At 37.9% G+C, this 17,163-nt stretch carries 13 protein-coding genes and 4 pseudogenes; 4 read left to right on the top strand and 13 right to left on the bottom strand.

Going from position 1 to position 17,163, the window contains the following annotated elements; translation table 11 throughout:
* Positions 1–31: 31 nt before the first annotated feature.
* The 4 genes and pseudogenes from ACED20_RS17660 to galK form a co-directional block, all read right to left on the bottom strand.
* Positions 32–1,687 (bottom strand): RagB/SusD family nutrient uptake outer membrane protein, encoded by a 1,656-nt coding sequence (locus tag ACED20_RS17660; protein WP_294201751.1) that lies wholly within the window; start codon positions 1,685–1,687, stop codon positions 32–34.
* Positions 1,688–1,697: 10 nt separating this feature from the next.
* Entirely contained in the window at positions 1,698–4,490 is a 2,793-nt protein-coding gene (locus ACED20_RS17655) for a TonB-dependent receptor (protein WP_294221072.1), read from the bottom strand.
* A gap of 53 nt (positions 4,491–4,543) precedes the next feature.
* Positions 4,544–5,668, bottom strand: a complete 1,125-nt coding sequence (locus ACED20_RS17650; protein WP_378106133.1) for a UDP-glucose--hexose-1-phosphate uridylyltransferase — start codon at positions 5,666–5,668, stop codon at positions 4,544–4,546.
* Positions 5,663–6,805 (bottom strand): annotated as a pseudogene (gene galK / locus ACED20_RS17645) (galactokinase); the annotation flags it as partial. The pseudogene galK and the gene ACED20_RS17650, both read right to left, overlap by 6 nt.
* Before the next feature lie 360 nt (positions 6,806–7,165).
* Between galK and ACED20_RS17640 the strand changes: the two are divergent.
* The 4 genes from ACED20_RS17640 (at position 7,166) to ACED20_RS17625 (ending at position 10,552) form a co-directional block, all read left to right on the top strand.
* Positions 7,166–8,164 carry a substrate-binding domain-containing protein gene (locus ACED20_RS17640; RefSeq protein WP_294201756.1) on the top strand — a complete coding sequence of 333 codons (999 nt, stop codon included), beginning with the start codon at positions 7,166–7,168 and terminating at the stop codon, positions 8,162–8,164.
* A gap of 80 nt (positions 8,165–8,244) precedes the next feature.
* Complete coding sequence (locus tag ACED20_RS17635) at positions 8,245–8,640, top strand: hypothetical protein (protein WP_294236738.1); 396 nt, start codon at positions 8,245–8,247, stop codon at positions 8,638–8,640.
* 122 nt (positions 8,641–8,762) lie between these two features.
* Entirely contained in the window at positions 8,763–9,779 is a 1,017-nt protein-coding gene (locus tag ACED20_RS17630; RefSeq protein ID WP_378106066.1) for a sensor histidine kinase, read from the top strand.
* Positions 9,776–10,552, top strand: coding sequence for a LytTR family DNA-binding domain-containing protein (locus ACED20_RS17625; protein ID WP_294231631.1), 777 nt, complete (start codon positions 9,776–9,778; stop codon positions 10,550–10,552). Before ACED20_RS17630 ends, ACED20_RS17625 begins: the two co-directional genes overlap by 4 nt.
* Before the next feature lie 236 nt (positions 10,553–10,788).
* Here the strand turns inward: ACED20_RS17625 and ACED20_RS17620 are convergent.
* From ACED20_RS17620 to ACED20_RS17580, 9 genes and pseudogenes are all read right to left on the bottom strand, one after another.
* Positions 10,789–11,627 (bottom strand): annotated as a pseudogene (locus ACED20_RS17620) (IS5 family transposase).
* A 176-nt stretch (positions 11,628–11,803) separates the two neighbouring features.
* Positions 11,804–12,292, bottom strand: coding sequence for a hypothetical protein (locus ACED20_RS17615; RefSeq protein WP_378106064.1), 489 nt, complete (start codon positions 12,290–12,292; stop codon positions 11,804–11,806).
* 4 nt (positions 12,293–12,296) lie between these two features.
* Positions 12,297–13,001 (bottom strand): hypothetical protein, encoded by a 705-nt coding sequence (locus tag ACED20_RS17610; protein ID WP_345766303.1) that lies wholly within the window; start codon positions 12,999–13,001, stop codon positions 12,297–12,299.
* Positions 13,002–13,043: 42 nt separating this feature from the next.
* A pseudogene (locus tag ACED20_RS17605) lies at positions 13,044–13,253 on the bottom strand (RHS repeat-associated core domain-containing protein); the annotation flags it as partial.
* A gap of 283 nt (positions 13,254–13,536) precedes the next feature.
* Positions 13,537–13,959 (bottom strand): hypothetical protein, encoded by a 423-nt coding sequence (locus ACED20_RS17600; RefSeq protein WP_345766304.1) that lies wholly within the window; start codon positions 13,957–13,959, stop codon positions 13,537–13,539.
* A 297-nt stretch (positions 13,960–14,256) separates the two neighbouring features.
* Positions 14,257–15,201, bottom strand: a complete 945-nt coding sequence (locus ACED20_RS17595) for an RHS repeat-associated core domain-containing protein (protein ID WP_345766305.1) — start codon at positions 15,199–15,201, stop codon at positions 14,257–14,259.
* 69 nt (positions 15,202–15,270) lie between these two features.
* Entirely contained in the window at positions 15,271–15,588 is a 318-nt protein-coding gene (locus tag ACED20_RS17590; RefSeq protein WP_146941309.1) for a hypothetical protein, read from the bottom strand.
* A gap of 11 nt (positions 15,589–15,599) precedes the next feature.
* Positions 15,600–16,517: pseudogene (locus tag ACED20_RS17585) on the bottom strand (RHS repeat-associated core domain-containing protein); the annotation flags it as partial.
* Positions 16,518–16,718: 201 nt separating this feature from the next.
* Entirely contained in the window at positions 16,719–17,111 is a 393-nt protein-coding gene (locus ACED20_RS17580; protein WP_378106060.1) for a hypothetical protein, read from the bottom strand.
* Positions 17,112–17,163 lie beyond the last annotated feature (52 nt).

Here is a 17,163-nt window from a genome sequence, read left to right as displayed (position 1 = left end):
TAAGAAGAAAATTAATGTGTTTTGCATGATATTAATATCCGGGATTCTGTTCAAGAACGGCCTGGCTGTTGAGCTGGATCTCATTCAAGGGGATCGGCAATAAAAGATTGTTTGCCGTAAGCCCTACAATCTGTCTCTGGGACGGGCCGTCGGTATTATGTGCCGCTACCCGCTGAAGCAGTGTTTTGGTTCTTACGAGTTCCTCTCTTCTGTTTTCTTCTGCCAATAATTCCCTTGCCCTTTCGTCAAGCACAAAGTCTAAGGTCATCTGGGAAGCAGATACCTGAGGGGCCTGTGCCCGAGTACGCAGTACGTTGATGGATGCCGCCGCTCCTGAGGTATTTCCCTGTTTTACCTGGGCTTCGGCTTTCAGCAGATAGGTTTCGCCTAACCTCATCAGAATAAAATCCTTCCACATGCCGAAACCGAATACATCATTCGGATCAAACTGGCCCCATTTTAATGTGTATGGGTTGATCTTTGCCAATGTATCCGATTTGGCTATATTTACGGTTGTTCCGTCTGAAAGAGTGTATTGTTTATCCTGCCCGTATGGAACAGGAAGTCCTTTGATAGAATTATACTTTGAAGCCGTATTGTTGAAATAATGCTGTCTGTGGATGCTGTATTTGGAGTTTCTCATGTCCCCCTGAGGATATAGCTTGTACAATACCCAGTTGTTGAGACGGATTCTGGAAAGGCCTCTACCCCCAAGGGAATCGGCAGGGATCATTCCGTTAATATTATGATAGCCTCCTCCCCAAACACGTCTTTGCTGAGGGCTTCCGCTGCTTCCGTTCACGATAATGCTCGGATTTTCGTTTTCCAGAACCCAGATGGCTTCTTTATTTCCCTGCGATCTGCGCTGGTTCCCTTTAAAGAACATATCGGAAAAGTAATCTCCGGGACTTCCTGCTTTTACGCCATATCTTGCATTCACCAGAGAATATTTTCCGCTATTAATGATGGCATCACACTGAGCTTCAGCAAGTGCAGGCTCGTTGGTTCTCAGGTATACTTTAGCCAGCAGTTGTCTCGCTACATCTTTATTTACACGCTGTTCGGCAGCGGTCTGTCCTACAACAGGAAGATTGCTTACGCTATAGAGGAGATCATTTTTTATCTGTGTGTTTACCTGATCGATCGGTGCTCTTACAAAATCATATCTTGGCGTTTTGATGGGTTCCGTTACCAAGGGTACACCTCCGTAAAAAGTTGCCAGGCTATTGTATGCATATGCCCTGAAAAACCTGGCTTCTGCAGAAAATGCTTTTTTCTCTGCATCTGTCATATCAGAAATTGTATTATTCTCTACATTATAAATGATGGCATTGGCATTCCGGATAATATTATAGTTGTGCGCCCAAAGCCTTGCAGCTGGCCCATCCGTAGAGGTAAGCAGCGAATAATTATAATATGGAATTTCTACTCCCTGAATTTCCTGCGGCCATACAATATCGGTACCTACCTGCCATACGGATACCCAGCCCTGCCAGTCGCTCTGGGTGTAATAATTACTCAGGTTCTGGTATAGCCCTATCAGTGCTGCCTGCAGGGAAAGTTTATTGTTCATGGTTTCCGCACTGATGGCGGAAGGCGGATCTTCGTCAAGGAAAGAATCTTTACAGGAGCTGACTGCCAAAAGCGGAAGCAGCAATATGCATGTTGATTTTATTATTTTTTTCATGGGTCTTATTTTATAAAGTTATATTTAAGCCTACGGCAAAGTTGCGTACCAAAGGATAGTTGTTGTTAAAATCTCCTGATCCTCTTGGGGCTTGGTTACTTTCAGGATCCCAGCCGATCCATTTGGTCCAGGTATAGAGGTTTCTTCCGGCCACATAGATCATGAGGCTCTGGATTTTTATTTTTTCCAGCACCGCAGGAGAGAATGCGTAACTTAACCGTATATCCTTCAGTCTTACGTAACTTGCATCTCTCGGGAACCAGTAGCCTCTGGTATTGGTATAGGCCAGTGAAGGAAAATCGTTGCTCTTGTTCTCAGGCGTCCAGTAACCTACTTCCTGAGGGATATTCCTTCTTCCGATCTCGTCGCCATAGCTGATGTCATTGTTTCCCCTCATCAGGCCCTGTGCCGTCTGAATGAAAATACTTAATGAAACATTCTTATAGGTGAAAGTATTGGTAATCCCTCCGGTCCAGTCCGGTAAATTTTTTCCCTGGATAACCCTGTCCTCAGGTGTTATCTTTCCGTCGCCATTCGTATCCGCAAATTTGATATCTCCTGGTTTTGCCGTAGGATCCCATTTGGAAGGATCTTCTCCCTGCTGCCATATTCCAACCATTTTATAGGTATAAACCGCTCCTAACGACTGCCCGATAAACCAACCATTGGCAATATCATCTTTACCATCGCCATACAGCTGTACAATTTTATTCCTGAATGTTGAGAAATTAAGCCCGGTCTCCCATTTGAAATTTTCCGTTTTAATATTTACCGTATTTAAGGTAAAATCCAGTCCTTTGTTTTCAAGTTTTCCGATATTGTCAAGGATGCTGCCGGTACCGGTAATATTTGGGATGTTCCTCCACATCAGAAGATCTCTGGTTTTACTTTTATAGACTTCTACGGTACCATTGATCCTGTGATTTAAAAAAGTAAAATCCAAACCGAGGTTTGCCGTCCTCGTGGTTTCCCATTTCAGATCAGCATTCCCGATACCACCTAAATATGTACCTGTAAGAACATTTCCGCTAAAAGGGTAAAGAACGGTCCCTAAAGTCGTTAATGTTCCATACTGAGGGATGCCCGGATTTCCTGTTTCTCCCAGAGAAAATCTCAGTTTCAGCTGATCCATCCAGCTTACCTGCTTCAGGAAACTTTCATTATTGATGTTCCAGCCCACGGCCATTCCCGGAAATACGGCAAATTTATTTGTGTTTGCTCCAAATTGTGAAGCTCCGTCCCTACGGACAGTAAGGCTTAATGAATATCTACTGTCATAAGAATAATTCACTCTTCCCATTTGTGAAATCTGGGATCTTCTGAATGCATTGGAACCGGCATTCTTTGATGTTGCAGCACCGATATTATTATATGAATAATCATCTGTAAAGAAACCTACACCGGACGCCCATGTCGTGTCACCTTTCCATTCGTATGCACCGTACAAAAATGTTGCATCCACATGATGTTTTTCAAAATCGCGGTTGTAAGTCAATATACTCTCTACAGTCCAGTCGTCATATTGATTATTGCTTTTATAGGCATTTCCCACATTATCATTTGCTTTACGGCCTGTATATGATCCATAGGCATTTGTATTGAGCGCGTAGGATGAAAGTATTTTAAAAGTAAGCCCTTTTAATCCCGGTTTAATTTCCATATAAGCATTTCCGGAAAGATTTTTGGCAACAGACATTCTGTCGGTGGCCAGCCCCAACAGCGGATTTGTATACAGCAGCTCAGGATTCATCGGAAAAATATTGTACTCTCCGTTATCTTTGTAAGGTACAGAATAAGGGCTCATCGCAGTAGCATATAAAAGATTAGCTCTTCCCCCGCTGTAATTGTTGTTTACATAGAAAAAACTGACTCCTGTTTTCAGCCATTTCGTCACATTAACATCCAGATTGGTTCTGAAATTAAACCTATGGAACTGATACCCTTTTATTACGCCTTCCTGATTAAGATAGTTTCCGGAAACATAATATTTTACATTTTCCGTACCGCCGTATACGCTAAGGCTGTGTTCATCGGTGTTCCCCGGTTGCGTTACTTCCTTCAGCCAGTCTGTGGTAATCCCTTTATTATAATTATCGATTTCACTCTGGTTAGGCAGTACAGAAGTCTGTGCCAAATTTCTGGCCTTCATATAATCCGCATATTTCTGTACGTAGGCGTCAGGCCCCATCGGTTTCAGTTTATGGGCTATATCATCGATTGAACTGGATACACTGTAACTGATAGACGGAACTCCCGTCTTACCTCTTTTGGTTGTTACCAGAATAACTCCATTGGTTCCTCTTGTTCCGTAGATTGCTGTAGCAGATGCATCTTTTAAGATTTCAATAGACTCTATATCCCTGGTATTAATATCATTTAAAGAACCGGAAAATGGTGATCCATCGATAACAATAAGCGGATCTGTACCGGCGGCAAGCGAATTAACACCACGAACCCTGATTGATCCCGTACTTCCTGGAACCGAAGAACCCGTTACAATACTGAGCCCTGCAGTGGTTCCCTGCAAAGCCTGTGTAATATTGGTGACCGGTAAATTCTGCAGACGGTCTTTCGGTACGGAAGCTACGGATCCCGTAATATCCTTTCTTTTCTGCGTTCCATAGCCTACTACCACGACTTCTTCCAGAACTTTAGTCTTGGCAGAGTCACTGGCAGGTTTCGTATTCCCTGTTTTTTGGGCATTCATGACTTCGAACAAAAGAAAAAACGCCGCAGCACAGGTTTTCCCGGAAACAGAGAACCCAATCGGGGCTTTGTTCCTTTTTAGTAAAATTTTATTCATACTCAGTTTTTAAGTTGATTCTATTTAGTTTTATTTTTAATGTATTCAGATTATTACAGGTCTTCAGCCAACGCCGGGGAAAAATGGCGGTCGCCCTTTGCTTTGTAATGAACGGGAGAAAGTTTCCTCAATATTTCAGCACTCTGCTCAGGCGTAATATCCCTTTGGGCTTCAGCCAGCATCTCATATCCCACCATAAATTTTTTCACACTTGCCGACCGGAGCAGTGGCGGATAAAAATGCATGTGGAAATGCCATTCCGGATGCTGTTCACCGTCTGTGGGCGCCTGGTGCATCCCTGCAGAATACGGAAACGATGTTTCAAAAAGATTATCATACCGTATGGTGAGGTCTTTAAGAATGGCCGCAAACGATTTTTTCTCCGCTTCGGAAAACTCCATGATATTGCTGATGCTTCTTTTGCTGATGATCATGGTTTCATAGGGCCATACTGCCCAAAAAGGCACTACCGCAGCAAAAGATTCGTTTTCCACCACCATTCTTTCTTGTTTTTCAAATTCTTTTTCCAGATAATCTTCCAGAAGTGTCCGCTGGTGCTGATCAAAATATGTTTTAAGGTTCTGCTGGGTTCTGGCGACCTGGCTGGGAATGGAAGACTGTGCCCAGATCTGCCCGTGGGGATGGGGGTTGCTGCATCCCATCACACTTCCTTTATTCTCAAAAATCTGTACATGATTGATATAGTCTACAGCACCCAGAGCTTTATATTCTTCCTGCCAAACGGAAATTACTTTTTCAATATCCTCAAGCTCCATTTCCGGCAGTGTAAGGCTGTGATCATCAGAAAAACAGATTACCCTGTTTATTCCTCTTTCAGGTTGTATCCTGAATAAATCGTCCTGAGCATGGCCTTCAGGAGCCACTTCTTCGCTCAGCAAAGCCGGAAAATCATTTTTAAAAACAAATGCTCCCCTATACTCAGGATTCACATCACCGTTTACCCTGGTGTTTCCAGGGCACAGATAGCAGGATGCATCGTGTGAAGGCCGTTTTTCTTCAGTAACCTTTTCCTGCTGCCCCTGCCACGGACGTTTTGCCCTTTGCGGAGAAACAAGCACCCATTCGTCCAAAAGAGGATTGTAACGGCGGTGCGGATGCTCAGTACGATTAAATGTGGCTTTCTGATTTTCCTTATATTGGTGGGTGCCTTCTGAAATATTCACCTGATATACTTTCATCTCTATTCCGAAAGTTTCTTTATATTTTTTCTGAACCGAGGCAATGATATTGCCGGCTTCCGTTTTTTTAATAAGGTTAATGGAACATCCGCCGAAGCCTCCGCCCATCATTCTCGCCCCGCAGACCCCTTTTTCTTTTAAGGTTTCTTTTACCAGGAAATCCAGTTCCCTGCAGCTTACCTCATAATCATGAGAAAGGCCTCGATGGGTTTCATTAAGGAGTTCTCCCAATCTTTTAAAGTCCTGGTTCTGCAAAGCAAAGGCGGCTTCTTCTACCCTGCTTATTTCTTCTATTACATACCGGCAACGTCTGAAAATGATTTCCCCCAGGTCTGCCTTCAGGTATTCCAGCATATCATGGGTGACATCCCTGAAATCCTTCACTTCAGAAAAACTGGCCTTTATGATATTGATTCCGCGATCAACTTCATTTCTCCGGTCGTTATAGCCTGACGTCAGATGGCTGTGCTTCACACAGCTGTCGAAAAGCACAAAACAGTGATCGTCGAGCTTTGCATCGTAATAAGCATATTCGAGGGTGGAACAGTTGAGCTTAATTACTTTTTCCTCTTTGCCGAATACAGATGCAAACTGGTCCATAATTCCGCATTTAACCCCGGCAAAATTGTGTTCTGCTGCCTGCCCTATAAGTGTAATTGCCTCCCTGGTAATCCCTAGCTGATAAATACTGTTAAGCATAAAGGCGAATCCGCATTCCAAAGCTGCTGAAGACGAAAGTCCGGCACCCATTGGAATATCGCTGCTTACCGCAATTTTAAAACCCCCGATTTTTTTCCCCTGCTTTTTTATTTCATGAATAACGCCGAGCATATAGTTCACCCACTTTTGTTGTACAGGCTTCAGCTCATTATGTATGTTTACTACAAAATGCTGATCCAGATCAGCTGCATAGAATTCACCTGATTCCGAATCGGATAATTTCACGGCAAAGCATATATATTTATCAATGGCTGCCGGAAGTACAAACCCATGGTTGTAATCTACGTGTTCACCAATGATGTTAATTCTGCCCGGAGACATAAAAATAGAGTCCGGATCTTCTCCGAATTGTTTCCGAAATGCCTGTACCGTGGAATTAACCAGTTTATTGTCCATGTTTTTTACTAATTGTTTTCTGTTATCTATTTGTTCTACCGGAGTACGTTGCTGTGCTGTATTATTCATCATCAATCATCATTACATTATTAATTAATTATAACCATACTTTGTATTTATTGCCATCTTACCAAAAGATCACCAAAAAAACCATCAACATTCTTTAATTTTACCTATATTCTTAAAAATTATTTAAAAAAACATCTTTAAATGGATTTTAAAAACACCATAAGTAACAGTCTTTTAGTTAAATAACCAGATATGTTAATTATTTGTTAACTGTTTTTGAAATATATAAAGTTTGTGGTACATTGCAAACCAATACCTACCAGTTTTTACAGTTTTACTACCAGATTTAGTATGAAATTCATCCACATCGATAAAGAAAGCTCTGTTGCATTTTACCAGCAAATCATGTCCAGCATTGAAAAAGCTATTATCGAAAAAAAGCTTTTGCGCAACGATAAACTGCCTTCTGTAAATAAAATCTGCATAGAACATAAAATATCCAGAGATACGGTTCTCCTGGCGTATGAAAAGCTTAAAAAGAAAGGTGTTGTGAAATCCATTACAGCCAAAGGCTATTATGTAAGGACGGAAGATTTCAGTTTTGACGAACGGTATTTTCTTCTTTTCGATGAACTGAATATTTTCAAGGAAGATCTTCTTAACTCTTTTCTGAAAGGCCTTGCCGGAAAAGTTCAGGTCGATACATTTTTCCATCATTTTGATCCCGTTATGTTTTCCAAACTGATTTCAGATAATATCGGAAACTACTCAAAATACATTATCCTGGCGGCAAATGTAGAGGGGGTAGAAAGTTCTATTGCCAAACTTCCAAAAAATGATGTATACATCATCGACCAGATGAGGGAATCCCTGAAGATATATTCCGGTATCTACCAGAATTTCGCGGAAAATATCTATACGGCGATGGAATCGGTTTTGGACCTGCTGCAGAAATACAACCGGTATATCCTGATATTTCCCGGCCAGAAAGAACCTTATGATATGGTTACCGGTTTTGAAAAATTCTGTAAACAACATCATAAAAACCATTCGGTTATCCCGGATCTTAAAAATTTCAAACTCAGAAAAGGACAGGTATTCCTTATTCCCAATGACCGGCAGCTGGTGGAGACCATTGAAAAATGCAACCAGAATAGTCTGATCATAGGAGAAGATATCGGCATTATCTCCTATAATGAAACGCCTCTGAAAAAGGTGGTACAGAATGGCATTACCACGCTGTCCACAGATTTTTCGGAAATGGGAAAAAAGCTGGCGCAAATGGTACTGAAGAATGAAAAAAAACAGATTGAAAATAAATCGACCCTCCACCTTCGGAAATCACTGTAAAATTTTTATTAAATTTTGGAATTTACTTGATTTTGGTACAATTTTCGCGATACTATGGAAACTCTGGAAAATAATTAATTATGGAGAATGTAACAATGCAGACGATTAATCAGGCAAAAGCGACTGAATATTTAAAATTTTTCTACCCACAGCTACGCACCGAAATCATCCAATTGTCCATACAGGGTAATTTTGCAGGAATCATACAGTCCACCATCAATTATTTGAGGAGGCTTCTTCAGGAATCGAAAGTAAATATTATGGTCCATCACATCACAATGATGGAAATGATATACAAAAGCGGAGATTCCTATGTAAAAAATATGATCGAAAATCTTTTTATACGATCTTTCGAAAGCTTTAAAAAACGGGCTAAAATTTCACACTGGAAACGTCTTTATCAATATATGCCGGTCACTTTTCAGGTAATTTATAACGATCAGCAGGAACAGGACAAAATATTCTTCGGAAAATAAAAAATGCCCTAAGATTTTATTTTCCCAGGCTTAAGTTTCTTCTGGTAATTTCACCATCTTATTTTTCAGCTTCGTTTTCATATTTTGACGAATCAGCGTAAATATTTACGTTATTTGCAGATATGATGAAAAACGAAACCAAAATCTGCCTATACAGTGCTTTTTTAATCACGTTGGTGGTTAATTCAGCAAAGTTACTGGCACTTAAGAGCGGCGGGATTATTGCCCGTTACTGGACTTTCGATATATGGGAATACAGCTTTCAGTTTGTATACAATATGCTGTTCTGTCTTTTGCTGTTCCGGCTTAATCTCACTGAGAACAGGTTTTTCAGTGTTTACCGGCAAAACCGGCAGCGGGCAACATTTTATACTTTCAATTTGCTGTTGATAATTGCTGCTCTTATTCTGGGAAGCATTATTCATTCTGCACTTTTTGGGAGCGTACATCTGCCCGGGACGATAGCGCGGGGATATTTCATCCGTTTCTTGCTCAGTACGGTCATGGTGGCCGTGATGATCCGGCTTATTCTCCTGATCCGGGAAGGTAAAAAGAAAGATACTGTAAACGAACAGCTTCACACCGCTTACGTAAAAGCCCAGCTGACGCTACTACAGGAGCAGCTGAACCCTCATTTCTTTTTCAATACGCTCAGCAGTATTTCATCCATTATCAGAGAAGATCCTGAGCGCGCTCAGGCTTATATTGTACATCTTTCCAAAGTTTTCCGGTATACACTGGCGCATCCGGGAAGTGAACCTGTGTCATTGGAAACGGAACTTCAGCATTTGGATTCTTATACGGAATTAATAGCCATGCGGCTGGAAAATGCATTTAAGATAGAGATTAATATACGCCCGGATCTTCTGCAGAGTTCCGTTCCTCATCTCTCCCTGCAGCCTTTGGTGGAAAATGCCGTTAAGCACAATACCGCTACCGTTGATAATCCGATCATCCTTGGTATTTTTGATGAAGGGGACGTTCTTGTTATTCAAAACAACTTACAGCCTGCCCATGCAACAGACAGCACGGGGATGGGACTCGCCAATCTTAATGAAAGATTCAGGCTACAGACTTCCCGCGAAATAGAAATCCGCCGTACAGAAAATCATTTCATTGTAAAACTACCGCTGTTATGACCAGAGACCTTAGCATTGTTCTGATAGAAGACGAACCTGCCATCGCCCGAAACCTTGAATATATCATCAGGGAAATACGTCCTGCTGCCCGGATTATCAAGGTCTTGCCCAATATCAAAGAGTCCCTGAGGTGGTTTTCCGCATCAGAAGAGGTATATGATCTGATTTTTTCAGACATCAGGCTTTCCGACGGATTATCTTTTGAAATTTTCAGGAAAATCCCGCTTAAAAAACCGGTAATTTTCGTGACAGCCTATAACGATTATGCTATTGATGCTTTCCGTAACAACGGTATCGATTATGTTTTAAAGCCTTTTGACAAAGAGGAAATACACCGTTCCTTAACAAAATATGAATTTTTTTTTACTTCCGGTACAGAAAAAGAGTCCCGGATCGGGGCTTTGCTGCGACAGCTGCAATCCCCTGTCAAAATTTATAAAAAATCCTTTCTCATCCATTACTGCGGCAGGCTGATTCCGCTGGAAGCTGCTAAAATCCACTGGTTTTATACAGCCCATGAGATCGTATACGCCTGTACGGTGCAGGGACAGCAATATATTATCGAGTTTACCTTAGAACAATTGGAGCAGCAACTCGACCCCGGCATATTCTTTCGGGCCAACCGCCAGTTTATCCTCAACCGGAATGCTGTGGAAACGGTAGATTATTTTTTTAACGGCCGGTTGCTGGTCACCATGCATCCGTCATCCGATGAAAAAATTATTGTAAGCAAGGCAAAAGCAATGCTGTTCAGGAAATGGCTGGACCAATAAGAGTTTTTAATTAAGCTTTTATTTTTAATGTGAACCCGAAGTAGAAAATGGATTAATAGGCTGGAAGAGAGAAGCTGGATGCTGGAAGTATCTTCAGTTAAGATACTTCTGAAATCAAAATGATTTTTACATTAGGACAAGAAAAGGCTTTATTAAAGTTTCCCATCATGCCTGTTTATTCAAATAATTGGAAATTAATGGAATAATGTAGAACTCAAGTAGAACTCAAGTAGAACTCATTTAAACTTTTTACTTTTCTTGAGTCCAATCACAATAAAGGCGATGTAATTTAAAGGTTTCCAACTGATTACAGTTGTATCATATCTATTCAGCAGTGATCTTAAGCTGTCAAGCCAGGCGTTTGTTCTTTCAATTGAATATCTTTCTTTGTAAAGTTGCAGATCGAAGCAGATATCATCTTCTACTGTTTTGCTTCTTTTATTTCTGGCAAAGTTCGGGATTATTCCATACTGAAAGCATAGTATTATGAGCTCATGGCAATCAAAACCAGAATCTGCATTCATAAATAAACCATCCAATCCACACTGATCTTTGAATCTTTAAGTACAGAAATCACTTCGTTAAAATGAGTATGGATTTCATAACTGTCATGGTGTTTTCCTGATTCAGGTTCGCTCATAGCCAGGGGAATGCCGTTTTTGTCGGTAAGATATAAAGAGTTTGTTGTTTTTCTTTTTTTTCTGCCCTGATAGCTTACTCTTTCTCCACCTTTGATTCACGGAGTGTGGCTGCCGTCAAAATTAATATGGGACAAATCCATCTTTATCCTCCTGGATTTCAATAGCCTTATCCATATTTTTTCCCAGACTCCCATCTTATTCCATTTCCTGAAATGATAATATACACTGTTCCAGCTGTAATCGAATTCCGGAATAAGGCTTTTTACAGGAAGCATATACCATTGAAGTCCGGTCTTTAATTTATACAAAATAGCATTAACGATCGAAAGAGTCGCGACCTTGGGTTTAAAACCTCTTTTATTTTTTGGAATATGTTTTACTAATTCAAATTCTATTATATCTTTGCCTAGTACTTCGTACACGGGCTGGGAAATTTAATTTGTTTTTTGCAATTACAATATCTTAAATCCCAGCCTTTTTTCCAAACAGAAAAGTTTAAATGACTTCATAATTAGTATCTGTCGTAAAATATCCCCTAGTTAGATATTATCCAATTAATGCCGCCTTTTTGCACATTAACAAGCAGAATTCCAATGTTAATAGTAGACATTTATTTTAACTCAATGAAGTCGTCAACTCCATTACATTTTAAATTAATAGCATTAGGTATACCAGTGGTAAAATCTACAATTATCTTTTCCCTGCAATCTTTGTTATTAAAGTATAATTTATTATGAAACAATTTCCAAGGCAATTGATTAATATTACTCAAATAATAATAGCCGACAAATTCGTTTTTATAATTATAAACAAAAATTTGACTTTCTGCCATTGCACTTTTATTTAAATTAAAAATGTACGAGGATTTTACAATAAAATAAGTCTTACCTGTTTTCGTTTTAACCAGACCTAAAAAGCTGCCTTTAAATTCATCATTATTAGTAATCTGCTTTTTAACCATATTATAACATTGATTGACTATAAGTTTTTTATTAAACTTGTGCCTTTCTTCTGTATAATTTATTTCCTTTTTCTGTGCGAAGGAGAATCCGCATTTGATAAAATATATTATAAATAATACAATCTTTTTTGTCTTCATATTTTTAATAATTTGAAGGTTTAGGTGTTCTACTTTGATTTAACATTGTTTGAATATATTTTTCATAACCTTTTACACCTCCGCCATTATAACCTTTAATTGCTTCATTCCATCCTCTCCAAGACCAGTTTCTAGAAATTATTTTACCACTACCATCTTTTGAATAATTTGGACTGGAAGAAAATCCCTTACCGATTGCATATCTAATAGATAAATTAATTTCTTTATTTGTTGAGAATGTTGCTCCTTTTGTAATTCCAATTGCTGTTTTATCCGGTGTAAAATCCCCATTATTATTAACTTGTAAAATTGAACCATTCGTTCCAGCATGTGATTCTTGCATACTCCAAGCTTTTACTAAATTTACGGAAATATCAGGAACATCTTTTAGAGCTTTTTGAGGGATGATATTTCCGTTCTTATCTCCTACTATCATATTACCAGAGTTAAGTTCATTATTTGCCAGATGTGTACTTGCAGCTATTTGATAGTCATTTACTTGATATTTTGGACCACTAACATCTTCACCACTTTGAGTTCTAGTTTGAATTATATTTGGCATTTGAGCTTCTACAAAAAAACCAGATATACCGCTTCCTACAGGCGCAATACTTGCTTGTCCACCTACAATTTCAGAAAAGGTAGAAGCTTGTACGAATGTTCTAAACTCAGTATTACTTTTTATTCGATATATTTCTTGTCCTAGCATATTAAAATAAACAATATCATTTGGAGCTCTTCCGTCGGGATCGATATAACGTACCGGATTATCAAACGCGTAAGCATACGGCGACCAGCTCGGCATTTTCTCCGCCAGCGGATCTACTCCATACCAGGTACTAATTCTAGGATTGTAATATCTGGCCCCATAATAATAAAGACCGGTTTCGCTGTCTAACTCTTTAGCGTTAAACTTGTAAGGATTGTTATAGGTTCCTGTTACCTGTTGCTCTACGAATGTTTCCCCAAATGGTAAATTTAAGAAAAATTGGGTAGCATTGCCCTGGGAATTGGTGACAAATGTTGCGGTTCTAAAACCCTATTTTTTTGTTTTTATCCTTATCACTAAATCTGATACCCGAGGAATGATCTTCAACCATCTGCACATATTTTTTTCGAATAAAACAAACACGAGTAAAGAATCCTTACTCGTGTTGTTAATAGTTCATTTTTAATGATTATTGAAATTCAATGAGTTAATCATCAAAAAATGTCATCACTAAATTTGATACATTACCCGGAAATTAGGAAGTTGACACTAATATAGCATCTTCTATTTCCCAATAATTATCATGCAATCTTAGTTTAAATACAGCAGCTCTACCGTAATAATTTTTTATATTATGGTCAACAAAAACTAATGCTATTTTTTTTGAAGTATCGAATACAATCTCTGAAAAATAGACAACACCTATCTCACATTCATTTGTATGTTTATCATACTCTGCCAGATCCAGCACTTTTGCGGTACATAAATTAAATTGATTTGCTTTTATAGAACTTCTTGTACTTAATTTTTGAATAATGTCTGTATTACTGGAAAATTCTTTTAAAAACTCCTTCCTACTTTTTTTGTAATTTATAGGAGCTTCGGGATGACCTGTAATAAAATTTTTACTACCTGTAGCAAAATCTGTATTTTTATTTTTAGTAGAATCTATATACAAATTGCAAAATTTTTCAGGATGATTAAAAATTTCGTTGTGCGCTTTTGTCTTCTCTTCGATATATAAATCCTCATTATGAACTCTTAAACTATCAAAATTTTTTTTTCACCTAAATAATCTTCTCTAAAAAAATAAGGTATCAACTGATCTGTTAAATCATTATATAGTTTTACATTAGTATCGGTAGATTGACTTACACATTTTTTCATTTCCTCCTTACAATTCGTAAGTAATAAAGAGGATAATAAAATCATAACTATTTTTGTTTTAAAATTCATATTGTTTAGGGATTTTGGGTTAATAACATGGTCTTACTCGCAAATTATCTTTTGGTTTTTTATAATTATCTAAAACAGATGGCATTTTTTGTGATTTCAAGTCCCTGATTTCAATTTGTTGCCTAAAATTTTTTCTAAAATTATTCCTCCTAAATCCATCAAACTTTTCAGTAATTATATCACGATCAGAAGCAGCAGATTGAGTATCTGTTCCAAAATAAATATATTCCCAATTATCTCCCGCATCTGGTAAACCACTTTTTGAATGATAACCCGTCTTAAAAAGTGGATCATCTTCCTCGGATTTACCGTCCATTTTAAAGTCTGCCCAATGACCACCTTCATGAATTATAATTTCTGCTAAAAGATCAATATACTTTCTATCTCCTTTATGTTTTGAAACATCATTTACTACCTTAGGATCTATTAGAATAACATTGGGATTCGTTTCTGGCTTATAAAGGCCCAAAGCATTTATAGATTCATTCATTATAACAGTGGGGCCATCTCCATCTTTGAGCATTTTCTGTATCATTTTATCATCTACCTTAAATTTCTCTTTAAACGCTTTTCGAAATCCTGAATCTCGAAACACCGCTTTTATAGTTTTTATTGCCTCTATATATAATCTTCTTTGCTCTCTCGTAGCATTTGCCGGTAATCTAAAATTTCCATCAGGATCAATGTAATTAATAGGGTTGTTTCCACAATATGCATACGGCGACCACCCTGCGTACTTCTCCGCTAGTGGATCCACACCATACCAGATACTCAATCTAGGATTATAATACCTCGCTCCATAATAATAAAGACCTGTTTCGCTGTCTAACTCTTTTGCGTTAAACTTGTAAGGGTTCGGATATTTCCCGGTGACCTGCTGCTCTACAAATGTTTCCCCGAATGGTAAATTTAAGAAAAACAGGCTTGTAACACCAATCTTATCACGAAGGAAAGAGCGAGACACTTGTCCTAGCAGATGACAAGTGCTATAATCTTATTTTACAACTGATCTAGGACCTAATAACAGAGCCATTCATTTAGTTGACTTAATTTCTCTATATGCCTTCTCCCATTTTTTAGTATCAGAATAATAAATATCAGAATCCCCCATTGAAGACTCAGCTTGAATCCATATTATATAGTTTGATAAACCAATTCTCTTATAAAATACAGGACCTTCTTCCGTTTCTTTTACTCCAATTTCGTTAAGATTCTCAGGAAGTTTCTTGTTTGATTTTCTATATTCCTCTATTTTATTTATGATATGATTAGCTTCTTGCATATTTTCTGATACACAACTAATTATAAAAAAAAGCATGACGAATAAAAATTTACTTTTAAGTTTCTTCATAATATTAATCTCTATTGCTTTGATTTAGTTGGCTGGCATAATGAGCAAGGATTACCATTTGTTCCTCCTTTATCTCCTTTAATATAAACTGGTTTTGTACTATAATTTTTTCGTGGAGGGGATTTAAGATTATCCTGTTTAGGAAGTTCATTATAATTAGGAGCATTTTTAGGATTTGTTGCACCTAATGAATTTAAATAATTTTGCAATTGCTCTCCAAATGAAAATTTGCTTTTAGGATCAAAATAATTTGCTCCGAATTCAGCTCCAAATTTATCGCTAGGCAAATCTTCATAACTATATGCAGAATGTTCTGCAAACATAACATCTGACGCTTCCTGCGCATATCCATCTTGCAATGATTCACTGACTGGATTCATCCTAGATTCTCCTAAAGTTTTTAAAGACACAGAACCACCTTTTGCCAACACTTCTGCTTGAGCTCTACTTTTATCTTGTTTATAGTTATAGGCTCTACCTGCATAAAATAGAAAATGTACCATATCAATCCAACCGCCTTCGGTTGTATAGATATATCTTCCATCCCGGTTATTAAAATATGCCGTACTAGTAGGAAGACTTCTACCTTGGCTCCAACTAAATTCAGTGTTTCCTAATCTTGACATTGCTGCTGCTGCATTCGCACCTGAAAGCGTTCCCATTCTAGAAGGTGTATTATTGAATGTTCTCAAGAACACAGCTATTGTCCCGACAAGAGGTAAAATAGGATATCTTCCATCCGGATCAGTAAATCTTATAGGATTATCAAATGCATAAGCATACGGCGACCAGCTCGGCATTTTCTCCGCCAGCGGATCCACCCCATACCAAATACTCAATCTAGGATTATAATACCTCGCTCCATAATAATAAAGACCGGTTTCGCTGTCTAACTCTTTGGCATTAAACTTATAAGGATTAGGATATTTGCCGGTGACCTGCTGTTCTACAAATGTTTCGCTAAACTGCTATTAAGATAAATTTTGTTGAAAAATAATAAGTTAAAGTTTCTTAACCCTATAAAATAGGCTTCTTTCTAAATATAAATGAAATTGTGTAAAAATTTAGTCAGACTTTTGCTGCTTTTTATCTGCTATAATATCGCTAGACTTTATAGATCAGGGGACTTATCACGGTTCATTGATGTTAATTATTTGACAATTTTTATATTTTAGCAAAATCTTTTTTTCAAAATTTCTAACATCAAAATTAGAAAAGTTTACAAGAAGTACCAATGAGGGTTTTATTTTATATACTTTATTTATTTTAATGTTATATGGATCTATACAGTTTTTAAATTTAATTTGTCGGATTATACTATCACATTTATCATAATTTTCAAAACAGACAATTTCACCATAAAACATATTTCCTTCCTTCTCTTTTCCAAAAAGATTAATTGCCTTTTCTATATGATAATCACCATTTTTGAAGGGTATATTACAGTGTGAGGTATACAATTTAACAAAATCTAGAATATCTCCTTTATTTGGAAAGTTTACATAGTATTTCTCTTTATTCATACTCTCAATATTAGAAACTAAATTCTTAATTAAGATCGGATCGCAACTTTTT

Origin of the sequence: Chryseobacterium sp. sg2396, assembly GCF_042610505.1 — a bacterium.
Classification (GTDB): domain Bacteria; phylum Bacteroidota; class Bacteroidia; order Flavobacteriales; family Weeksellaceae; genus Chryseobacterium.
Note: the sequence above shows the minus strand (reverse complement) of the source record. Positions and strands in the feature narration are given on the sequence as shown.

Excerpts from the sequence above, each read along its gene's own strand:
- ACED20_RS17660 (WP_294201751.1), bottom strand. The coding sequence starts at position 1,687 with ATGAAAAAAATAATAAAATCAACATGCATATTGCTGCTTCCGCTTTTG.
- ACED20_RS17655 (WP_294221072.1), bottom strand. The coding sequence starts at position 4,490 with ATGAATAAAATTTTACTAAAAAGGAACAAAGCCCCGATTGGGTTCTCT.
- ACED20_RS17640 (WP_294201756.1), top strand. The coding sequence starts at position 7,166 with ATGAAATTCATCCACATCGATAAAGAAAGCTCTGTTGCATTTTACCAG.
- ACED20_RS17635 (WP_294236738.1), top strand. The coding sequence starts at position 8,245 with ATGGAGAATGTAACAATGCAGACGATTAATCAGGCAAAAGCGACTGAA.
- ACED20_RS17630 (WP_378106066.1), top strand. The coding sequence starts at position 8,763 with ATGATGAAAAACGAAACCAAAATCTGCCTATACAGTGCTTTTTTAATC.
- ACED20_RS17625 (WP_294231631.1), top strand. The coding sequence starts at position 9,776 with ATGACCAGAGACCTTAGCATTGTTCTGATAGAAGACGAACCTGCCATC.
- ACED20_RS17615 (WP_378106064.1), bottom strand. The coding sequence starts at position 12,292 with ATGAAGACAAAAAAGATTGTATTATTTATAATATATTTTATCAAATGC.
- ACED20_RS17610 (WP_345766303.1), bottom strand. The coding sequence starts at position 13,001 with ATGCTAGGACAAGAAATATATCGAATAAAAAGTAATACTGAGTTTAGA.
- ACED20_RS17590 (WP_146941309.1), bottom strand. The coding sequence starts at position 15,588 with ATGAAGAAACTTAAAAGTAAATTTTTATTCGTCATGCTTTTTTTTATA.
- ACED20_RS17580 (WP_378106060.1), bottom strand. The coding sequence starts at position 17,111 with ATGAATAAAGAGAAATACTATGTAAACTTTCCAAATAAAGGAGATATT.